Raw genomic sequence first — 15,373 nt, 5'->3', positions numbered from 1 at the left:
GGAGGGCAAGGAATGGACGCTGACGTCATCGTCGTCGGGGGCGGGCTGGCCGGTCTGGTGGCCGCCAACGAACTCACTCGGGCGGGCAAGCGGGTGGCGCTGCTCGACCAGGAGAACGCCGCCAACCTGGGGGGCCAGGCGTTCTGGTCGTTCGGCGGCCTGTTCCTGGTGAACTCGCCCGAACAGCGACGCCTGGGCATCCGCGACAGCCTCGACCTGGCCTGGCGCGACTGGCTCGGCAGCGCCGACTGGGACCGGCTGGACGGCTCTCTCCCTGAAGACGAATGGGCGATCCGCTGGGGTCGCGCCTATGTCGAGTTCGCCGCCGGCGGCAAGCGTGACTGGCTGCGACAGCACGGGATCACGCTGACCCCCATGGTCGGCTGGGCCGAGCGCGGCGCCGGCCAGGCCCTGGGCCACGGCAACTCCGTTCCCCGCTTCCACGTCGCCTGGGGCACCGGCACCGGGGTCTCCGAACCGTTCGCCGATCGCGCGCGCCAGGCCGCCGGCCGGGGGCTGCTGACCTTCCATCACCGTCATCGCGTCGACGCCCTGGTCGTGGAAGGCGGCCGGGTGACCGGCGTCTCGGGCAGCGTGCTGGCGGCGGACGACGCGCCGCGCGGAGCGCCGTCCAGCCGCAAGGTCGTTGGCGACTTCACCCTGAAGGCCGGCGCGGTCGTCCTAGCCACCGGCGGCATCGGCGGAAACCACGACCTGGTCCGCCGCTACTGGCCCGAGCGCCTGGGCGCGCCGCCCAGGAGCATGATCACCGGCGTGCCGGCCTATGTGGACGGCCGCATGCTCGACATCGCCGCCGACGCCGGCGCGCGCCTCGTGAACCGCGACCGCATGTGGCATTACGTCGAGGGCGTCCAGAACTGGAACCCGATCTGGCCAAAGCATGCGATCCGGATCCTGCCGGGCCCTTCGTCGATGTGGTTCGACGCCCTGGGACGGCGCCTGCCCTTCCCCGCCCTGCCCGGCTACGACACCATCGCCACGCTGCGCTACCTGCGCACGACGCCGGACCTGGTCGAGCACGACCACTCCTGGTTCATCGTCAGCCAGAAGATCCTGGAGAAGGAGTTCGCCCTCTCCGGCTCGGAGCAGAACGGCGACATCACCAACCGCCGCCGCCTTTCGCTGCTGAAGTCGCGCCTGGGCAAGGGCGCGCCGCCGGAGGTCGACGCCTTCAAGCGCAACGGCGCCGACTTCGTGGTCTCGGCCAACCTCGAGGACCTTGTCGGCAAGATGAACGCCCTGACCGCCGCGCCCCTGCTCGATCCGGCCCTGATCCGCCGCCAGATCGAGGATCGCGACGCCCAGATGAGCAACCCCTTCGCCAAGGACCTGCAGGTGATGGGCATCCACAACAGCCGCCGGTCCCTCGGCGACCGGCTGGCCCGCACGGCGACGCCGCACCGGATCCTCGATCCGGCCGCCGGACCGCTGATCGGGGTCAAGCTGCACGTCCTGACCCGCAAGTCGCTGGGCGGGCTGCAGACCGATCTCGCGGGCCGGGTGCTGACGCCCGACGGCCAGGTGCTGGAGGGGCTCTACGCGGCCGGCGAGGCCTCGGGCTTCGGCGGCGGCGGGCTGCACGGCTACAACGCCCTGGAGGGCACGTTCCTGGGCGGCTGCATCTTCTCGGGCCTGGCCGCCGGCCGCGCCCTTGTCGGGGCGGTCTGAGCCATGGGCGCCGACGCCCTCGCCTCGCCGCTGACCACGGTGGCCCTGCCGGCCGCCCTGGGCCTGATCATGTTCGGCCTGGGCCTCAGCCTGACGCCAGCCGACTTCGCCCGCGTAGGTCGCCGGCCGCGCGCCGCCGTCATCGCCCTGGCCTGCCAGCTGCTGGTGCTGCCCGTGATGGGTTTCGGCCTCGCCCTGCTGTTCCGCCTGCCGCCGGAAACGGCCGTCGGGCTGATGCTGCTGGCGGCTTCGCCGGGGGGCACGGCGGCCAATCTCTACAGCCACCTGTTTCGCGGCGACGTGGCGCTGAACATCAGCCTGACGGCGATCAACTCTATCCTGGCCGTTCTGACCCTGCCGATCGTCGTCAACCTGTCGGTCGCCTGGTTCCAGCCCGGCGAGCTCAGCGTCGGCCTGCGCTTTTCCAAGACGGTTGAGGTGTTCATGGTGGTGCTGGGGCCCGTGGCGCTGGGCATGCTGGTTCGCCGCCTGCGCCCGAGCTTCGCCGACGCCATGGACCGGCCAGTGCGGGTGGTGTCGGTGGCGTTCCTGACCCTGCTGATCGGCGCGGCCGTCGCCGCCAACCTGGCGACTCTGAAGGACGAGGTCGTCGGTCTGGCCGGCGTGACCGTCGCCTTCTGCCTGCTCAGCCTGACGGTGGGCTTCGTGGTTCCACGCCTGCTGAGCGTGGCTCGCGACCAGGCGATCGCCAGCGCCTTCGAGGTGGGGCTGCACAACGCAGCCCTGGCCATCGTCGTCACCCAGTCGGTGCTCCAGCGGCCGGAGATGAGCCTGCCGGCCGCCGTCTACGGCGTGCTGATGTTCCCGCTGGCGGCGGTGTTCGGGGCGGTGCTGACGCGAACGGCGCCGCGCGAAGCGGCGCGGGCCGTTACCTAAGCTCCCGCCGCAGCACCTTGCCGACCGGCGTCTTGGGCAGCGGCTCGGCGCGGAACTCGACGATGCGCGGCACCTTGTAGGCCGTCAGGCGCTCGCGGCAGTGGGCGACCAGGGCCTCGGCGGTGAGGTCGCCCGAGCGGCGCACCACCACGATCTTGATCCGTTCGCCCTGCACCGGATCGGGCACGCCCACCGCGGCGACCTCCTCGACCAGCGGGTGGGCGGCGACAACGTCCTCGACCTCGCTGGGATAGACATTGAAGCCCGAGACCAGGATCATCTCCTTCAGGCGATCCAGCAACTTCACGCGGCCGTCGGCCTGCATGACGCCGATGTCGCCCGTGGCCAGCCAGCCGTCGGCAGACAGCACCTTGGCCGTCTCGTCGGGATGGCCCCAGTAGCCCTTCATCACCTGCGGACCGCGCACGCAAAGCTCGCCCGGCTCGTCGACGCCGCACCAGGCGCCGTCGTCGCGGCGCATGCGCACCTCGGTCGACGGCACCGGCAGGCCCACCGTCCCGTCGAAGCCCATGGTCTCGGGATTGTCGATGTCGACATAGCCGATGCAGACCACGGGCGAGCACTCGGTCAGGCCGTAGCCCTCGATCACTGGCGCGCCGGTGACGTCCTGCCATTCCTCGGCCACGGCGCGCTGGGTGGCCATGCCGCCGGCGATGGTCAGGCGCAGGTCCGAGAAGTCCCGGTTCCGGAAAGCCTCGTTGTTCAGCAGGCTGGTGAAGAGCGTGTTGAGGCCGGTGAGCCCGGTGAAGCGCTCGTTGCGCAGCACCCACTCCACCCGCTTGGCGTCGCGCGGGTTGGCGATCAGGATGTTGCGGCCGCCCACGCCGACGAACATCAGGAGGTTCGCGGTCAGCGAGAACACATGATAGAGCGGCAGCATCGTCACGTTGCCGACGGCCTGGTCCTGCGGGATCTGGGTCATGATCCAGGCCCGGCCCTGCAGCACGTTGGCGATGATGTTGCGGTGGGTCAGCATGGCCGCCTTGGCCACGCCGGTCGTGCCCCCGGTATATTGCAGGAAGGCCAGGTCCCCGGGTCGGATCTCCACCAGCGCCAGCTTCAGCCGCCTCGCCCTTCGCATCATCGCCGGCCAGCGCAGCGCGCCAGGCAGACGCCATTTCGGGACCAGCTTCTCGACATGGCGCATCATGGCGTTGACCGCCGCGCCCTTGGCCGGCCCCATCATGTCGCCCATGGCCGTGACGACCACATGGCGGATCGCCGTGCCCTCAAGGGCCTGCTCCAGCGTGTGGGCGAACATCTCCATGGCCACGATGGCCACCGCGCCGCTGTCGTCCAGCTGGTGATGCAGTTCGCGCGGCGTGTAGAGCGGGTTGACGTTGACCACCACGGCGCCGGCCATCAGCGTCCCGAACAGCGCCACCGGATACTGCAGGCAGTTGGGCATCATCAGCGCCACGCGCTCGCCCTGCCGCACGCCGACCGACTGGAGCCAGGCGGCGAAGGCTTTCGCCTCGCTGAGCGCCCGGCCGTAGCTGACGCCCGTGCCCAGGCTGACGAAGCCCGTGCGGTCGGCGTAGCGACCCGCGTCGGCCTCGAACAGCTCGCCGACCGAGCGCCACAGGGCCAGCTCGTCGTCGATCGTTGCCGGCACGTCGGCGCGATAGCTCCGCGTCCAGAAGCGCTCGGCCCACAGGCGGTCGGCGTCGGCGGCGAGGGTCTGAGCGTCGGTCATTTCTCAAGCACCGCCACCACGCCCTGGCCGCCGGCGGCGCAGATCGAGATCAGGCCCCGGCCGCTCCCCTTGCGGTCCAGCATGGTCGCCAGGTGCGCCAGGATCCGCCCGCCCGTCGCCGCGAACGGATGCCCGGCGGCCAGCGAACTGCCGTGCACGTTCAGCTTCTCACGATCGATGGCGCCGGGCGCGCGATCGAGGCCCAGGCGCGTGCGGGCGTAGTCGTCGTCCTCCCAGGCCTTCAGCGTGCACAGCACCTGGGCGGCGAAGGCCTCGTGGACCTCGTAGTAGTCGAAGTCCTGCAAGGACAGGCCCAGCTTGCCCAGCATGCGCGGCACGGCGTAGGCCGGGGCCATCAGGAGGCCCTCGTCGCCCTTGACGAAGTCCACCGCCGCCGTCTCGCCGGCCCGCAGATAGGCGAGCACCGGCAGCCCCCGCGCCTTGGCCCACTCTTCGCTGGCCAGCAGCACCGTCGAGGCGCCGTCGGTCAGGGGCGTGGAGTTGGCGGCCGTCAGCGTGCCGTGCTCGCGGTCGAACACCGGCTTCATCTTAGCCAGCTTGGCCGGGTCGATGTCGGGCCGCAGGTTGTTGTCGCGCTTCAGTCCCCGGAACGGCGTGACGAGGTCGTCGAACAGCCCGTCGGCATAGGCCTTGGCCATCCGCTGATGGCTGCGCACGGCCAGGGCGTCCTGTTCGGCGCGCGGGATATTCCAGTGCTTGGCCATCACCTCGCAGCTTTCGCCCATCGAAAGGCCCGTGCGCGGCTCGGCGTTGCGCGGCGGCTCGGGCTTGAACGGCGCGGCCAGGCCCGCGCCCAGCAACGCCTTGACCTTGCCGCCGTTGGACTTCTCGCGGTTGGCTGCCAGCAGCGCCTTGCGGAAGCCCTCGTTCAGCGCGATCGGCGCGTCGGAGGTGGTGTCAACGCCGCCCGCCACGCCCACGTCGATCTGGCCCAGCGCGATCTTGTTGGCCACCAGGATCGCCGCCTCCAGCCCGGTGCCGCAGGCCTGGACGACATCGTAGGTCGGCGTGTCGTGGCCGATCGTCGTCGACAGCAGGGCCTCCCGCGTCAGGGCGATGTCCCGCGAGTGCTTGAGCACCGCGCCGGCCGCCACCTCGCCCAGCCGCAGGCCGTGCAGGTTGAAGCGATCGGCCAGGCCCTGCAGGGCGGCGGTCAGCATCTCCTGGTTGGAGGCTTCGGCATAAGCGGTGTTGGAGCGCGCGAAGGGAATGCGGCTGCCGCCGAGGATGGCGACGCGCCGGGGCGCGGGCAGGGTCAGCATGAAGGATCCTGTGTCTTGAGGCCCAGGCGGCCGCGCAGATGAGTGCGCGCGCCCTGGGCGTCCTTGATCTCGAAAGTGCGCTGCGGCCCCTCGGGGCTCGCGAGCAGCTGGATTTCACCGGGCAGGAACACCGGCGCGCGGAAGGCGACCTCGACCTCGCCGGCCTGCACCGGCCGTCCCTGGGTCAGCGCCGCCACGGCCCGGGCCTTGACCCACATGCCGTGGGCGATGGCGCGCTTGAAGCCGAACAGTTTCGCGCCCAGCGCCGAGGTGTGGATCGGGTTGGCGTCGCCCGACACCCTGGCGTAGCGCCGGCCGAGGTCCGCCGGCAGCGGCCAGGTCTCGACCGGCGTCTCGGCCGCCCCGCCCTCGACGAGCGGCGCGGGCTCGCCCTGCCCCGCCTTGCCCAGGCGCAGGTAGACGCTGGTTCCCTCCCAGACGACCTGGCCGTCGCGGCGGGCGGTCGTCTCCAGCGAGAAGGCCTGGCCCTTGTCGTGGGCCAGCAGGCGCCCCGTCCGCACCGCGATCGCCAGCCGGTCGCCAGCCGCGAGCGGCGCGTGCTGCCGGATCTGGTTGGACAGGTGCACCAGCCCCATCACCGGATAGGGAAAATCCGCCGCCAGCATCAGCCGCATCTGCAACGGAAAGGCCAATATGTGTGGGAATGTCAGCGGGACTCCGGCGTCCGGCCCGAAGCCGCAGGCCTGGGCGTAGGCGTCGATCGCCTCGCGCCGCAGCCACACACCGCCCGCCTCCAGCGTCGCATCGGGAAACGCCCCGCCCCGGCGCAGCAGGCCCCGCAGGGCCCCGCCCGCGAGGGCCAGGGTCGAGACCGGCTCGGCCATGTCGGTCATGATCAGGCCCCGAGCAGGCTCTGGCCGCAGACGCGGACCACCTGGCCGTTGACGCCGCCGCTGGCGGGATGGGCCAGCCACGCGATGGTCTCGGCCACGTCGACCGGGCTGCCGCCCTGCCCCATGCTGTTCATCCGCCGCCCGGCCTCGCGGATGGCGAAGGGGATGGCGGCGGTCATGCGGGTCTCGATGAAGCCCGGGGCCACGGCGTTGATCGTCACCCCATCGCCCAGGCCGTCACGGGCCAGGCGCCGCACGGCCCCGATCCAGCCGGCCTTGGACAGGGCGTAGTTGGTCTGGCCCATGTTGCCGGCAACGCCGCTCAGCGACGACACCGCCACGATCCGGCCATTGCGGCGGATCGCGCCGGCCTCCAGCAGGGTGCGGGTCAGGGCCAGCGGCGCGCCGAGATTGACGGCCATGACGCTGTCCCACTCGCGAGCGTCCATCCGCGCCAGGGTGCGGTCGCGGGTGATGCCGGCGTTGTGCACCACGACGTCGAAGCCGCCGGCGGCCCGCGCCGCGGTCACCAGGGCCTTTCCGGCCTCTGGCGCGGTGATGTCGAGGGCGAGCGGCCGCACGCCCAGCTCGCCGGCCAGCTTCTCGAGGTCCCCGCGCGCGGCGGGCACGTCCAGCGCCGTGACCTGCGCGCCCTCGGCCGCGAACAGCCGCACGATCGCCTCGCCGATGCCGCGGGAGGCGCCGGTGACCAGCACGTGCCGGCCAGCATGGCCCAGGCGCGCATCGCCGGCCACGCCGGGCGCGGCCACCCGCACCACCTGGCCCGACACATAGGCCGAGCGCGGCGACAGCAGGAAGTCCAGCGTGCTGGCCGCCCCGTCCTCGTCGCCCGGTGCGATATGGAGAAGCTGCACCCCGATGCCGCGCCGGGCCTCCTTGGCCAGCGAGCGGACGAAGCCCTCCAGCCCTCGCTGGATCGCCTCGGCCTCGGCGGTGGCGGTCATCTCGGGCGGAACGCCGATCACCACGATCCGGCCATGCTCGGCCACCGAGCGCACCGCCTGGTGGAAGAAGCCGTACAGCGCCCTGGCCGAGGCGACGTCCACGCAGTCCGAGGCGTCGAACACCAGCCCCCCGTAGCGCTCGTCGGCCGACCAGCGCCGGCGCAGCGGCGCGCCGGAGACGGCCGCGACCCGCTCCAGGACCGGCCCCATCCGGCCGCCGCCGGCCGATTCCAGCAGCAGCGGTTGCAAGGCGACGGCTCCGGCTTCGGCGCGCCGTTGCAGCGGCGCGGGCTTGGGCAGGCCGAGCGCCCCGACCATCCAGCCGCCCAGGCCGCTGTTGGCGAATTCCAGATAGCGGTCGGTCATTGGGCCACCTTCTCGCGCTTGGCGGCGCGCTTGCCGCCCCGGCGCGCCAGGCCCTCGGCCAGGCCGAAGTCCTGCGGGAAGTCGTCGACCTGGATGGCCATGTCGGCCAGAACCGCGAAGCGGGCGAAGAGATCGCGCTCCTCGCGGGAGATCAGGCCCTTGGCCTCGACCTCGCCGGCCCAGGCGTCGAGCAGGGTCAGGTTCTGCGGCGCGCGGGCGATGCGCCCCGAGGCGATTTCCGGCTTGAGGCGACGCTCGACGGCTTCCACCTGCGGGTGGAGGTCGAAGGCGACGGCGGTGGCGGCGATCGGATCGACCTCGATGCGCGGCGTCCACGAACCGGCCAGCAGGCGATCGCGGGCCGGACCGTGGCGCTGGATCAGGCCGGCCACGTCGGCGGCGACGCGGTCGTTCGGACCGGCCCGGCCAAGGCCGGCGCCAACCAGGCCAAGCACGAAGGCGACGAGGCGGCTGGGATGGTTGGCCAGCAGGCTCCGCCAGGCCTCGCCTGTGCGGGCCAGGGCGTCCTGCGCGGCCCAGTGGACCAGCGGCAGGTCTTCCGCCGGACGGCCCTCGTCCTCGAAGCGCTTGAGCGCGCTCGACAGGATAAGGAGTTGCGAGAGCATGTCGCCCAGGCGCCCCGTCAGCGCCCCCTTGCGCTTGAGCGCGCCGCCGACGGTGGCCATAGACAGGTCCGAGGCCAGGGCCAGCAGGGTCGAGAAGCGGGTGGCGGCGCGGTAGTAGCGGCCCAGCTGGGGCGCCGCCCCGGCCGGCTTGCCGATCAGCAGCCCGCCGGTCGCGGCGAACGCCGCCGCCCGGGCGAGATTTCGGAACAGGAAGCCGACATAGCCGAACAGGGCCGCGTCGAAGTCCTTCAGGTTCTGCGTCTGCGCCGTGCGCATCAACGTCAGCACGTATGGATGGCAGCGGATCGCGCCCTGGCCGTAGATGATCAGGGTGCGGGTCATGATGTTGGCGCCCTCGACCGTGATGGCGATCGGGATCTGCTGGTAGGCGCGGGCCAGGAAGTTGCCCGGCCCCATGCAGACGCCCTTGCCGCCGACCACGTCCATGGCGTCGTTGACGACGATGCGGGCGCGCTCGGTCACGTGATACTTGGCGATTGCCGACACGACCGACGGCTTCTCGCCCTGGTCGAGGGCCGCGGCCGCCAGGCGGCGCAAGGCATCGGAGGCGTAGAGGTGGCCGGCCATGCGGGCCAGCGGCTCCTGCACGCCCTCGAAGGCGCCGATCGGCATGTTGAACTGCCGGCGGATGGCGACATAGGCGCCGACCATGCCGACGGCCAGCTTGGACATGCCCACGTTGGACGACGGCAGCGAGATCGCCCGCCCGGCCGCCAGGCACTCCATCAGCATCCGCCAGCCGTTGCCCACCTGGGCCTGGCCGCCGATGACCATCTCCATCGGCACGAAGACGTCGTCGCCGGTGATCGGGCCGTTCTGGAAGACGGCGTTCAGCGGCCAGTGGCGACGGCCGATGTTGACGCCCGGATGGTCGCGCGGCAGCAGCACGCAGGTGATGCCGGGCTCGGCGCCCTGGCCCAGCAGGCCGTCGGGATCGACGGCGCGGAAGGCCAGGCCGATGACCGTCGCGATCGGCGCCAGGGTGATGTAGCGCTTACGCCAGCTGACCCGGAAACCCAGCGTCTCGCGGCCGTTCCACAGGCCCCGGCAGACCACGCCGGTGTCGGTGATCGAGGCCGCGTCCGAGCCGGCATAGGGGTTGGTCAAGGCGAAGCACGGGATCTCGTCGCCCCGCGCCAGGCGCGGCAGGTAGTGGTCCTTCTGGGCGTCGGTGCCGTAGTGCAGCAGCAGTTCCGCCGGCCCCAGCGAGTTGGGCACCATCACCGACACGGCGGCGGCCGAGCAGCGGGTCGACAGCTTCTGCACCACCTGGCTATGGGCGTAGGCCGAGAAACCCAGGCCGCCGTAGCGCTTGGGAATGATCATGCCCAGGAAGCCCTTGTCGCGGGCGTATTCCCAGGCCGCCGGCGGCAGGTCCTGCCAGACCGAGGTGCTCTCCCAGTCGTTGGACAGGTCGCACAGGTGCTCGGCCTCGATGTCGAGGAAGCGCTGCTCCTCGGCCGACAGCGCCGGCGCGGGCGTGGCCAGCAGGCGTTTCCAGTCGGGCTTGCCGGCGAACAGCTCGGCGTCCCACCAGACGTTGCCGGCCTCGACGGCGGCCTGCTCGGTGGGGCTCATACGCGGCATGATGTTCGCGAAGGCCTTCATGGCCGGGGTCGACAGCACGGCGGCGCGCAGCGGGCGGAAGGTCGTCAGCACGGCGATCGGCGCGGCGACGGCGGCCAGCACCAGCGTGGCGGTCGAGCCGATCACGCCGGCCGCAAAGCCGGCGCCTATCCATAAGGCCGTGGCGAGCGCCCATAGGGCGGCCCTGGCCTGCACGAAGGTCAGCACGAAGGCGATGAGCGCAGCGGCGCCAATCCAGATCAGCATGGTCGCAATCCCCCGACCGGCGGGGCGGCCCCCGTCGGCTCCAAGAAGTCGGCTGGTGTCAAAGTCGAATACGCGGAACGCGGGGGCGGCCCGGCGGCCGCCCCAGTTACTCAAATTGAGCGGTGCTCAGCGCACGCGTTTCCAGGTCTGGGTGCGGCACAGCAGCGGGGCGATACAGCCCTTCACCGCCAGGGTGTCGTCGTCCAGCAGGGTCAGCGTGCCGGTCGAGGCGCCCTGTCCCGTCTCCGGGTCATAGAGCGGCCCGCCGGACCAGGAACGCGGTCCGCCGGAGAAGTTGGCCAGCACCGTCAGGTCCTTCAGCTTGCGGCTGCGCAGCTCGGCGTTGCGGTTGCGCACGTCCCGTTGCTCGGGATCGGCGCGCAGCGGGGCTGCGTCCTTCAGGCGGCCGCAGAAGCTTTCGCCGCAGCGCTCGATGGCGACAACGCCGTTTTCGGCCGAGGTGCGCCAGCGTCCGGCGAGGCCGGCGTCCTGGGCCAGGGCCGGCGCGGCGATCGCGCAGGCCGCCAAGGCCAGGGGTGCGAACAGGCGGCTCATCCCGGCCCTCCCAGATAGGCGTTGCGCATGTCCGGCGGCACCCGCTCGTAGAGCGTCGGGCGCCGGATTCGAAGGCGCGCGCGCGCCGCTTCCAGCGGCTCGGCCATCAAGGCCACGTAGTCCTCGCCCGGCAGCCAGGCGGCCTTGCCGCCGTTGCGCCAGGCCTGAAGCACCGCGCGTCCGCACGGTTGGCCGGTGCGCGCCCGCATGAACTGCACCGCGGCCCCGGCGGCGATCAGGCCGAAGCCGGTGCTGCGGGTCTGGGGCAGCGAGAACGCCACCACGCAGGCCTCGCCCAGGGCGTCGGTCTGGTAGCCGGTCAGCACGTGCCAGATGTCGTGCACGTCGCGGATGCGGCGGGCGTACCAGGCGCGCGGGTGCGCCGCCTCGATCTCGGTGTCGGCGACCTTGGCGCTCTCTTCGGCCAGGCCGTAGGCCGACAGGTTGCGGCTGTCGACGAAGGCCCGGTAGCCCGCGCCCACCGTCCCGTCGGCGAAGCCGTCCAGCCATTGCCGGTCCTGGAGGCGGTCGGACAGCTCGACCTGCTCATAGGCCTGGATCCCGCCTTCGGGCGTATCCATCAGCCGCTGGTAACCCCACTCGATCGAACGGCCCGCCAGGGCGTTCATGATCTCGAACACCTGCCGGGTGTCCTCCTTGTCGGCCACCAGCCTCCCGAAAGCGCGCATGGCGCGGACGGGTTGGATGCGGCGAGGCGCCGCATGGGAAGGCTGGCGATTCTGGCCGTGAACTGGGCGCAGTACGGGCGCTATGGGCGCAGCTTGCACTTGCGGTTCCCCTTGTTGAAGCCTAAGGAAAAAGCCTTATCTACATGAATGTCATTTACATCGATGTCAATTGAGAAAAGCGCAACCCGCCGTCGACGCCGCGTGCCCGAAGAAGCACGCCGCGAAGCGATCGCCTCCGCGCGCGCCCTGCTGCTGAAGGGCGGACCCGATGCCGTGACATTGTCGGCCGTGGCCGGCGAGATCGGCGTGACCCACGCCAACCTGATCCACCACTTCGGTTCGGCCGCCGGGCTGCAGTCGGCGCTGATGGGCTCGATGGTCTCCGACCTGACCCAGGCCCTGGACGAAGCCATCGCCCGGCTGAAGACCGATGACGGCGCGCCCCTTGAGCTGGTCAACGCCGTTTTCGACGCATTTGACACCGGTGGCGCGGGCCGCCTGGCCGCCTGGATCACCTTGTCGGGCGACCTGTCGCACCTCGAGCCCGTCCGCGCGGCGGTCCAGAACCTGGTCGAGGCCATCGCCGACAAGATGGGCGCCCAGGACGCCCAGGCCCGCGAGGGCGACGGCGCGGCGGTGCTGTTCATCGCGCTCAGCGCCTTCGGCGAGGCGCTGATCGGCCCGCCGCTGCGCGACATGCTGAACCTGCCGGACGGCGCGGGCCGCCGCGTGGTGGCCAGCCTTCTGCCTCGCTTCCTCATCCCCAAGGCCCCGCAAGGCGCCGCTTCGGCTACGTAAGTCGACCTGGCCTCTTGCGAACGGTTCGCGCAGCGGCGACATTACGGCTGATTTTGGGAAACAAGGGGCGTCGGTGACCTCTGCCTTGGGCGCATGGACGGGACGATGGGTGGCGGCCGTGGCCGCCATGCTCGTCGCCGTGTTCGTCGTCCAGGGTCCGATGACCGGCCTCGACCGCGCCCTGCACGGCCCGCCCAGCGCCCTGGCCGCCCTCGACGAGGATCACGACCACGTCTACCAGGGCCGCCTGACCTCGATCGACGTTCACTTCGACGCCTCGATCATCGCCGCCGACGGCCTGGGCGATGATCCGGTCGCGCCGCATCACCACCATCACCACCACGACACCCCCTCGGTGTTCGGCTCGGTCGAAGACCTGCCGCGCCCGGCCGCCCGTCATGTCGACGGCGGCCTCTGGGCGCTGGCCCAACAGCGGCTGACCGGCATCGGCGGCCCGCAGCAGGAACGCCCGCCCAAGGAAACCCTCGCACAGCTCGCCTGAAGCCGCGCGGCCGCCGCGCCGCGCTCTTTCGACCTGTTTCGAGGACATTTCATGCATTCCGCCATCCAAGGCCGCCGCGCGCGGTCCTGGCTGCTCGCCACGGCGCTCGCCCTGGCGACGCCCCTGGCCGCGCAGGCCAATCCCCTGACCCTGGCTCAGGCGCTCGAACGCGCCGCCGCCGCCGATCCGTCGCGCCCCGCCCTCGCCGCCCGGCTGTCGGCCGCCGAAGCCGGCGTGCGCCAGGCCGGCGTCAGGCCCAACCCCGTCGTCGGCGTCGACGTCGAGGACCTGGCCGGTTCGGGCCCCTACTCACTGGTCGATCGCGCCCAGGCCACGCTCTATTACGAGCAGACCCGCGAGCGCGGCGGCAAGCGCGCCGCTCGCGTGGCCCTGGCCAGGGGCGACATCGCCCTTTCCCGCCTGCGCGACGACGCCCGCATGCTCGACCTGCTGCACGAGGCCGACCTGGCCTGGGTCGAGGCGGTGTTCGGAGAGGCCGAGACCGCCCTGGCCGCCGACCGCCTGGCCCTGGCCGAGCGCGCCCGCGGCGAGGTCTCGCGCCGGGTGAAGGCCGCCCGCGACCCGCTGTTCGCCGGCGCCCGCGCCGACGCCCTGGTCGCCGAGGCCCGCATCGCCCTGGCCCAGGCCCGCACCCGCGCCGCCGACGCCCGCCGCGCCCTGGCCGCCTACTGGGGCGGCGGCGAGATCGAGATCGACGCCGCCGCGCTGGAGGACCTGTCGGTCGCCGGCCGGGTCGCCGGTCCGGCCTCGCCCGTGGACCTGGCCCTGCTTGACGCCCAGCGTGATCTCGCTTCGGCCCGTGTCCGCGTCGAGGAGAGCAAGGCCGTGCAGGATCCGACCTGGCGCGCCGGCCTGCGCTACCTCAACGACGACGGGGCCGTGGCCGCCGTGGTCGGCGGCTCGATCCCGCTCGGCCGCCATGACACCAACCGCGGCGCCATCGACCAGGCTCGGGCCGAGCGCCAGGCCGCCGACCTGGATCTGGCCGGCGCGCGCAGCGTTCTGGAGCGACGCATCGCCGCCGCCCAGGCCTCCCTGGCCCAGAAGGCGGCCGAAGCCCGCCGCATCCAGGACGAGGTCGTGCCGGCCAACGCCCGCACGGTCGACCTCGTCCGCGACGGCTTCAACCGGGGCGGCTTCTCCTATCTCGACGTGCTGGAGGTCCAGAAGGCCCTGATCGAGGCCCGCAGCCGCCGCCTCGCGGTGCTGAAGGCCTTCCAGGTCGACCGCGCCCAGCTCGACCGCCTGACCGGCGCCCACGCGCGCCTGATCCCTGCTTCCGTTTCGGAGTCCGCCCGATGAGCCGCCGCTATATGCGCGCTTCCGCGCCCCTGGCCCTGGCGCTCGCCGGCGCCCTGACCCTGTCGGCCTGCGGCGACGCCCCGGCCAAGTCCGAGAACCACGCCGAAGCCGCCCAGACCCGCGGCCCCCACGGCGGCCGCATGCTCCGTGACGGCGACGTCTCGATCGAGATCACCATCTTCGAGGACGGGGTCGAGCCGGAGTTCCGCGTCTACGCCTACCGCAAGGACAGGCCGCTGGCGCCCAGCGAGGTCCAACTCACCGTGACCCTCACCCGTCTCTACGGCGAGGTGAACCGCTTTTCCTTCAAGCCCGAGGGCGACTACCTGCGCGGCCAGGGCGTGGTGACAGAGCCGCATTCGTTCGACGTGGCCGTCGCGGCCGTCGTCGGCGGCAAGACCAGCAGCTGGCGCTACGAATCCTACGAGGGCCGCACGACCATCTCCGCGCAGGCCGCCAAGGCCGGCGGCGTACGCACCGAAGTGGCCGGGCCCGCCCCGATCGCAGAGCTGGTCGACATGGCCGGCCGGGTCGAGATCACGCCGGAGGGCAAGGGCGAGGTCCGCGCCTGGTATCCGGGCCGGATCATGAGCCTTGCCGGCCAGCTGGGCCAAACCGTCCGCAAGGGCCAGGTCCTGGCGCGCGTGGAGTCCAGCGAGAGCCTGCAGACCTACTCGATCCCGGCCCCGATCGGCGGGGTTATCATCGAGAAGAACCTCAATGTCGGCGACGTGGCCATGGAGCGGCCGATCTTCGTGATCGCCGACCCCACCAAGCTGCACGCCGAGTTCTTCGTCTATCCGCGCGACGCCGAGAAGGTGCGCGTCGGCCAGCCGGTGCAGGTGCGCAGCCTGTCGGGCGACACGAAGCTCCAGGCCGAGGTCGAGGCGGTGCTGCCGACGGCCGACCTGGTCAGCCAGACCCTGCTGGCCCACGTCCACCTGCCCGGCGGCGCCGATAGCGCCTTCCGTCCCGGCATGGGCGTCGAGGGCTCGTTCCAGGTCGGCGCCCAGACCGCGCCGCTGGCCGTGCGCACCAAGGCCATCCAGCGCTTCCGCGATTTCCAGGTCGTCTTCGTCAAGGTCAAGGACGCCTACGAGGTGCGGATGCTGCAGATCGGCCGCCAGACGCCCGAATGGACCGAGGTGCTCTCGGGCCTCAAGCCCGGCGCCGAATACGTCGTCGACGGCGCCTTCCTGATCCGCGCGGACATCGAGAAGTCCGGCGCGAGCCACGATCACTGAGGGAGGCGAAG

13 protein-coding genes are annotated in these 15,373 nt (G+C 71.8%); 6 read left to right on the top strand and 7 right to left on the bottom strand.

The features are described 5' to 3' along the window. Nucleotides 1-12 precede the first annotated feature (12 nt). Nucleotides 13-1,689, top strand: coding sequence for an FAD-binding dehydrogenase (locus tag V6S85_RS22975; RefSeq protein WP_334350387.1), 1,677 nt, complete (start codon nt 13-15; stop codon nt 1,687-1,689). 3 nt (nt 1,690-1,692) lie between these two features. Beyond that, nucleotides 1,693-2,586 carry a bile acid:sodium symporter family protein gene (locus V6S85_RS22970; RefSeq protein ID WP_334350386.1) on the top strand — a complete coding sequence of 298 codons (894 nt, stop codon included), beginning with the start codon at nt 1,693-1,695 and terminating at the stop codon, nt 2,584-2,586. Here V6S85_RS22970 and V6S85_RS22965 read toward each other — a convergent pair. The 7 genes from V6S85_RS22965 to V6S85_RS22935 all read right to left on the bottom strand — a co-directional run bounded on the left by V6S85_RS22965 (nt 2,579) and on the right by V6S85_RS22935 (nt 11,474). Continuing rightward, a complete protein-coding gene (locus tag V6S85_RS22965) occupies nt 2,579-4,303 on the bottom strand; it encodes an AMP-binding protein (protein WP_334350385.1) in 1,725 nt (574 codons plus the stop codon). The genes V6S85_RS22970 and V6S85_RS22965 overlap by 8 nt on opposite strands. After that, nucleotides 4,300-5,586 carry an acetyl-CoA C-acetyltransferase gene (locus V6S85_RS22960; RefSeq protein ID WP_334350384.1) on the bottom strand — a complete coding sequence of 429 codons (1,287 nt, stop codon included), beginning with the start codon at nt 5,584-5,586 and terminating at the stop codon, nt 4,300-4,302. The genes V6S85_RS22965 and V6S85_RS22960 overlap by 4 nt, the downstream gene beginning before the upstream one ends. After that, entirely contained in the window at nt 5,580-6,440 is an 861-nt protein-coding gene (locus tag V6S85_RS22955) for a MaoC/PaaZ C-terminal domain-containing protein (RefSeq protein WP_334350383.1), read from the bottom strand. The genes V6S85_RS22960 and V6S85_RS22955 overlap by 7 nt, the downstream gene beginning before the upstream one ends. A gap of 2 nt (nt 6,441-6,442) precedes the next feature. Next, entirely contained in the window at nt 6,443-7,771 is a 1,329-nt protein-coding gene (locus V6S85_RS22950; protein ID WP_334350382.1) for a 3-oxoacyl-ACP reductase, read from the bottom strand. Continuing rightward, entirely contained in the window at nt 7,768-10,251 is a 2,484-nt protein-coding gene (locus V6S85_RS22945) for an acyl-CoA dehydrogenase (protein ID WP_334350381.1), read from the bottom strand. The genes V6S85_RS22950 and V6S85_RS22945 overlap by 4 nt, the downstream gene beginning before the upstream one ends. A gap of 126 nt (nt 10,252-10,377) precedes the next feature. Continuing rightward, on the bottom strand, nt 10,378-10,806 hold the full coding sequence (locus V6S85_RS22940) for a DUF2147 domain-containing protein (RefSeq protein WP_116564345.1): 429 nt from the start codon (nt 10,804-10,806) through the stop codon (nt 10,378-10,380). Further along, the gene (locus V6S85_RS22935) at nt 10,803-11,474 is read right to left on the bottom strand and encodes a Coq4 family protein (RefSeq protein WP_334350380.1); all 672 of its coding nucleotides are present in this window, start codon (nt 11,472-11,474) and stop codon (nt 10,803-10,805) included. Before V6S85_RS22935 ends, V6S85_RS22940 begins: the two co-directional genes overlap by 4 nt. A gap of 222 nt (nt 11,475-11,696) precedes the next feature. Between V6S85_RS22935 and V6S85_RS22930 the strand changes: the two genes are divergently transcribed. The 4 genes from V6S85_RS22930 to V6S85_RS22915 all read left to right on the top strand — a co-directional run bounded on the left by V6S85_RS22930 (nt 11,697) and on the right by V6S85_RS22915 (nt 15,362). Beyond that, entirely contained in the window at nt 11,697-12,293 is a 597-nt protein-coding gene (locus V6S85_RS22930; RefSeq protein WP_442885729.1) for a TetR/AcrR family transcriptional regulator, read from the top strand. A 73-nt stretch (nt 12,294-12,366) separates the two neighbouring features. Then, on the top strand, nt 12,367-12,795 hold the full coding sequence (locus V6S85_RS22925) for a hypothetical protein (RefSeq protein ID WP_334350378.1): 429 nt from the start codon (nt 12,367-12,369) through the stop codon (nt 12,793-12,795). Between the two features lie 51 nt (nt 12,796-12,846). After that, on the top strand, nt 12,847-14,118 hold the full coding sequence (locus tag V6S85_RS22920; protein WP_334350377.1) for a TolC family protein: 1,272 nt from the start codon (nt 12,847-12,849) through the stop codon (nt 14,116-14,118). Further along, entirely contained in the window at nt 14,115-15,362 is a 1,248-nt protein-coding gene (locus V6S85_RS22915; protein ID WP_334350376.1) for an efflux RND transporter periplasmic adaptor subunit, read from the top strand. The genes V6S85_RS22920 and V6S85_RS22915 overlap by 4 nt, the downstream gene beginning before the upstream one ends. Nucleotides 15,363-15,373: the final 11 nt, after the last annotated feature.

The sequence above is a fragment of the Caulobacter sp. CCNWLW153 genome (assembly GCF_036889365.1).
GTDB classification, from domain to species: domain Bacteria; phylum Pseudomonadota; class Alphaproteobacteria; order Caulobacterales; family Caulobacteraceae; genus Caulobacter; species Caulobacter radicis.
The sequence above is the reverse complement of the archived record's forward strand: the minus strand, read 5'-3'. Positions and strand labels throughout refer to the sequence as shown.

Excerpts from the sequence above, each read along its gene's own strand:
- V6S85_RS22975 (WP_334350387.1), top strand. The coding sequence starts at position 13 with ATGGACGCTGACGTCATCGTCGTCGGGGGCGGGCTGGCCGGTCTGGTG.
- V6S85_RS22970 (WP_334350386.1), top strand. The coding sequence starts at position 1,693 with ATGGGCGCCGACGCCCTCGCCTCGCCGCTGACCACGGTGGCCCTGCCG.
- V6S85_RS22965 (WP_334350385.1), bottom strand. The coding sequence starts at position 4,303 with ATGACCGACGCTCAGACCCTCGCCGCCGACGCCGACCGCCTGTGGGCC.
- V6S85_RS22960 (WP_334350384.1), bottom strand. The coding sequence starts at position 5,586 with ATGCTGACCCTGCCCGCGCCCCGGCGCGTCGCCATCCTCGGCGGCAGC.
- V6S85_RS22955 (WP_334350383.1), bottom strand. The coding sequence starts at position 6,440 with ATGACCGACATGGCCGAGCCGGTCTCGACCCTGGCCCTCGCGGGCGGG.
- V6S85_RS22950 (WP_334350382.1), bottom strand. The coding sequence starts at position 7,771 with ATGACCGACCGCTATCTGGAATTCGCCAACAGCGGCCTGGGCGGCTGG.
- V6S85_RS22945 (WP_334350381.1), bottom strand. The coding sequence starts at position 10,251 with ATGCTGATCTGGATTGGCGCCGCTGCGCTCATCGCCTTCGTGCTGACC.
- V6S85_RS22940 (WP_116564345.1), bottom strand. The coding sequence starts at position 10,806 with ATGAGCCGCCTGTTCGCACCCCTGGCCTTGGCGGCCTGCGCGATCGCC.
- V6S85_RS22920 (WP_334350377.1), top strand. The coding sequence starts at position 12,847 with ATGCATTCCGCCATCCAAGGCCGCCGCGCGCGGTCCTGGCTGCTCGCC.
- V6S85_RS22915 (WP_334350376.1), top strand. The coding sequence starts at position 14,115 with ATGAGCCGCCGCTATATGCGCGCTTCCGCGCCCCTGGCCCTGGCGCTC.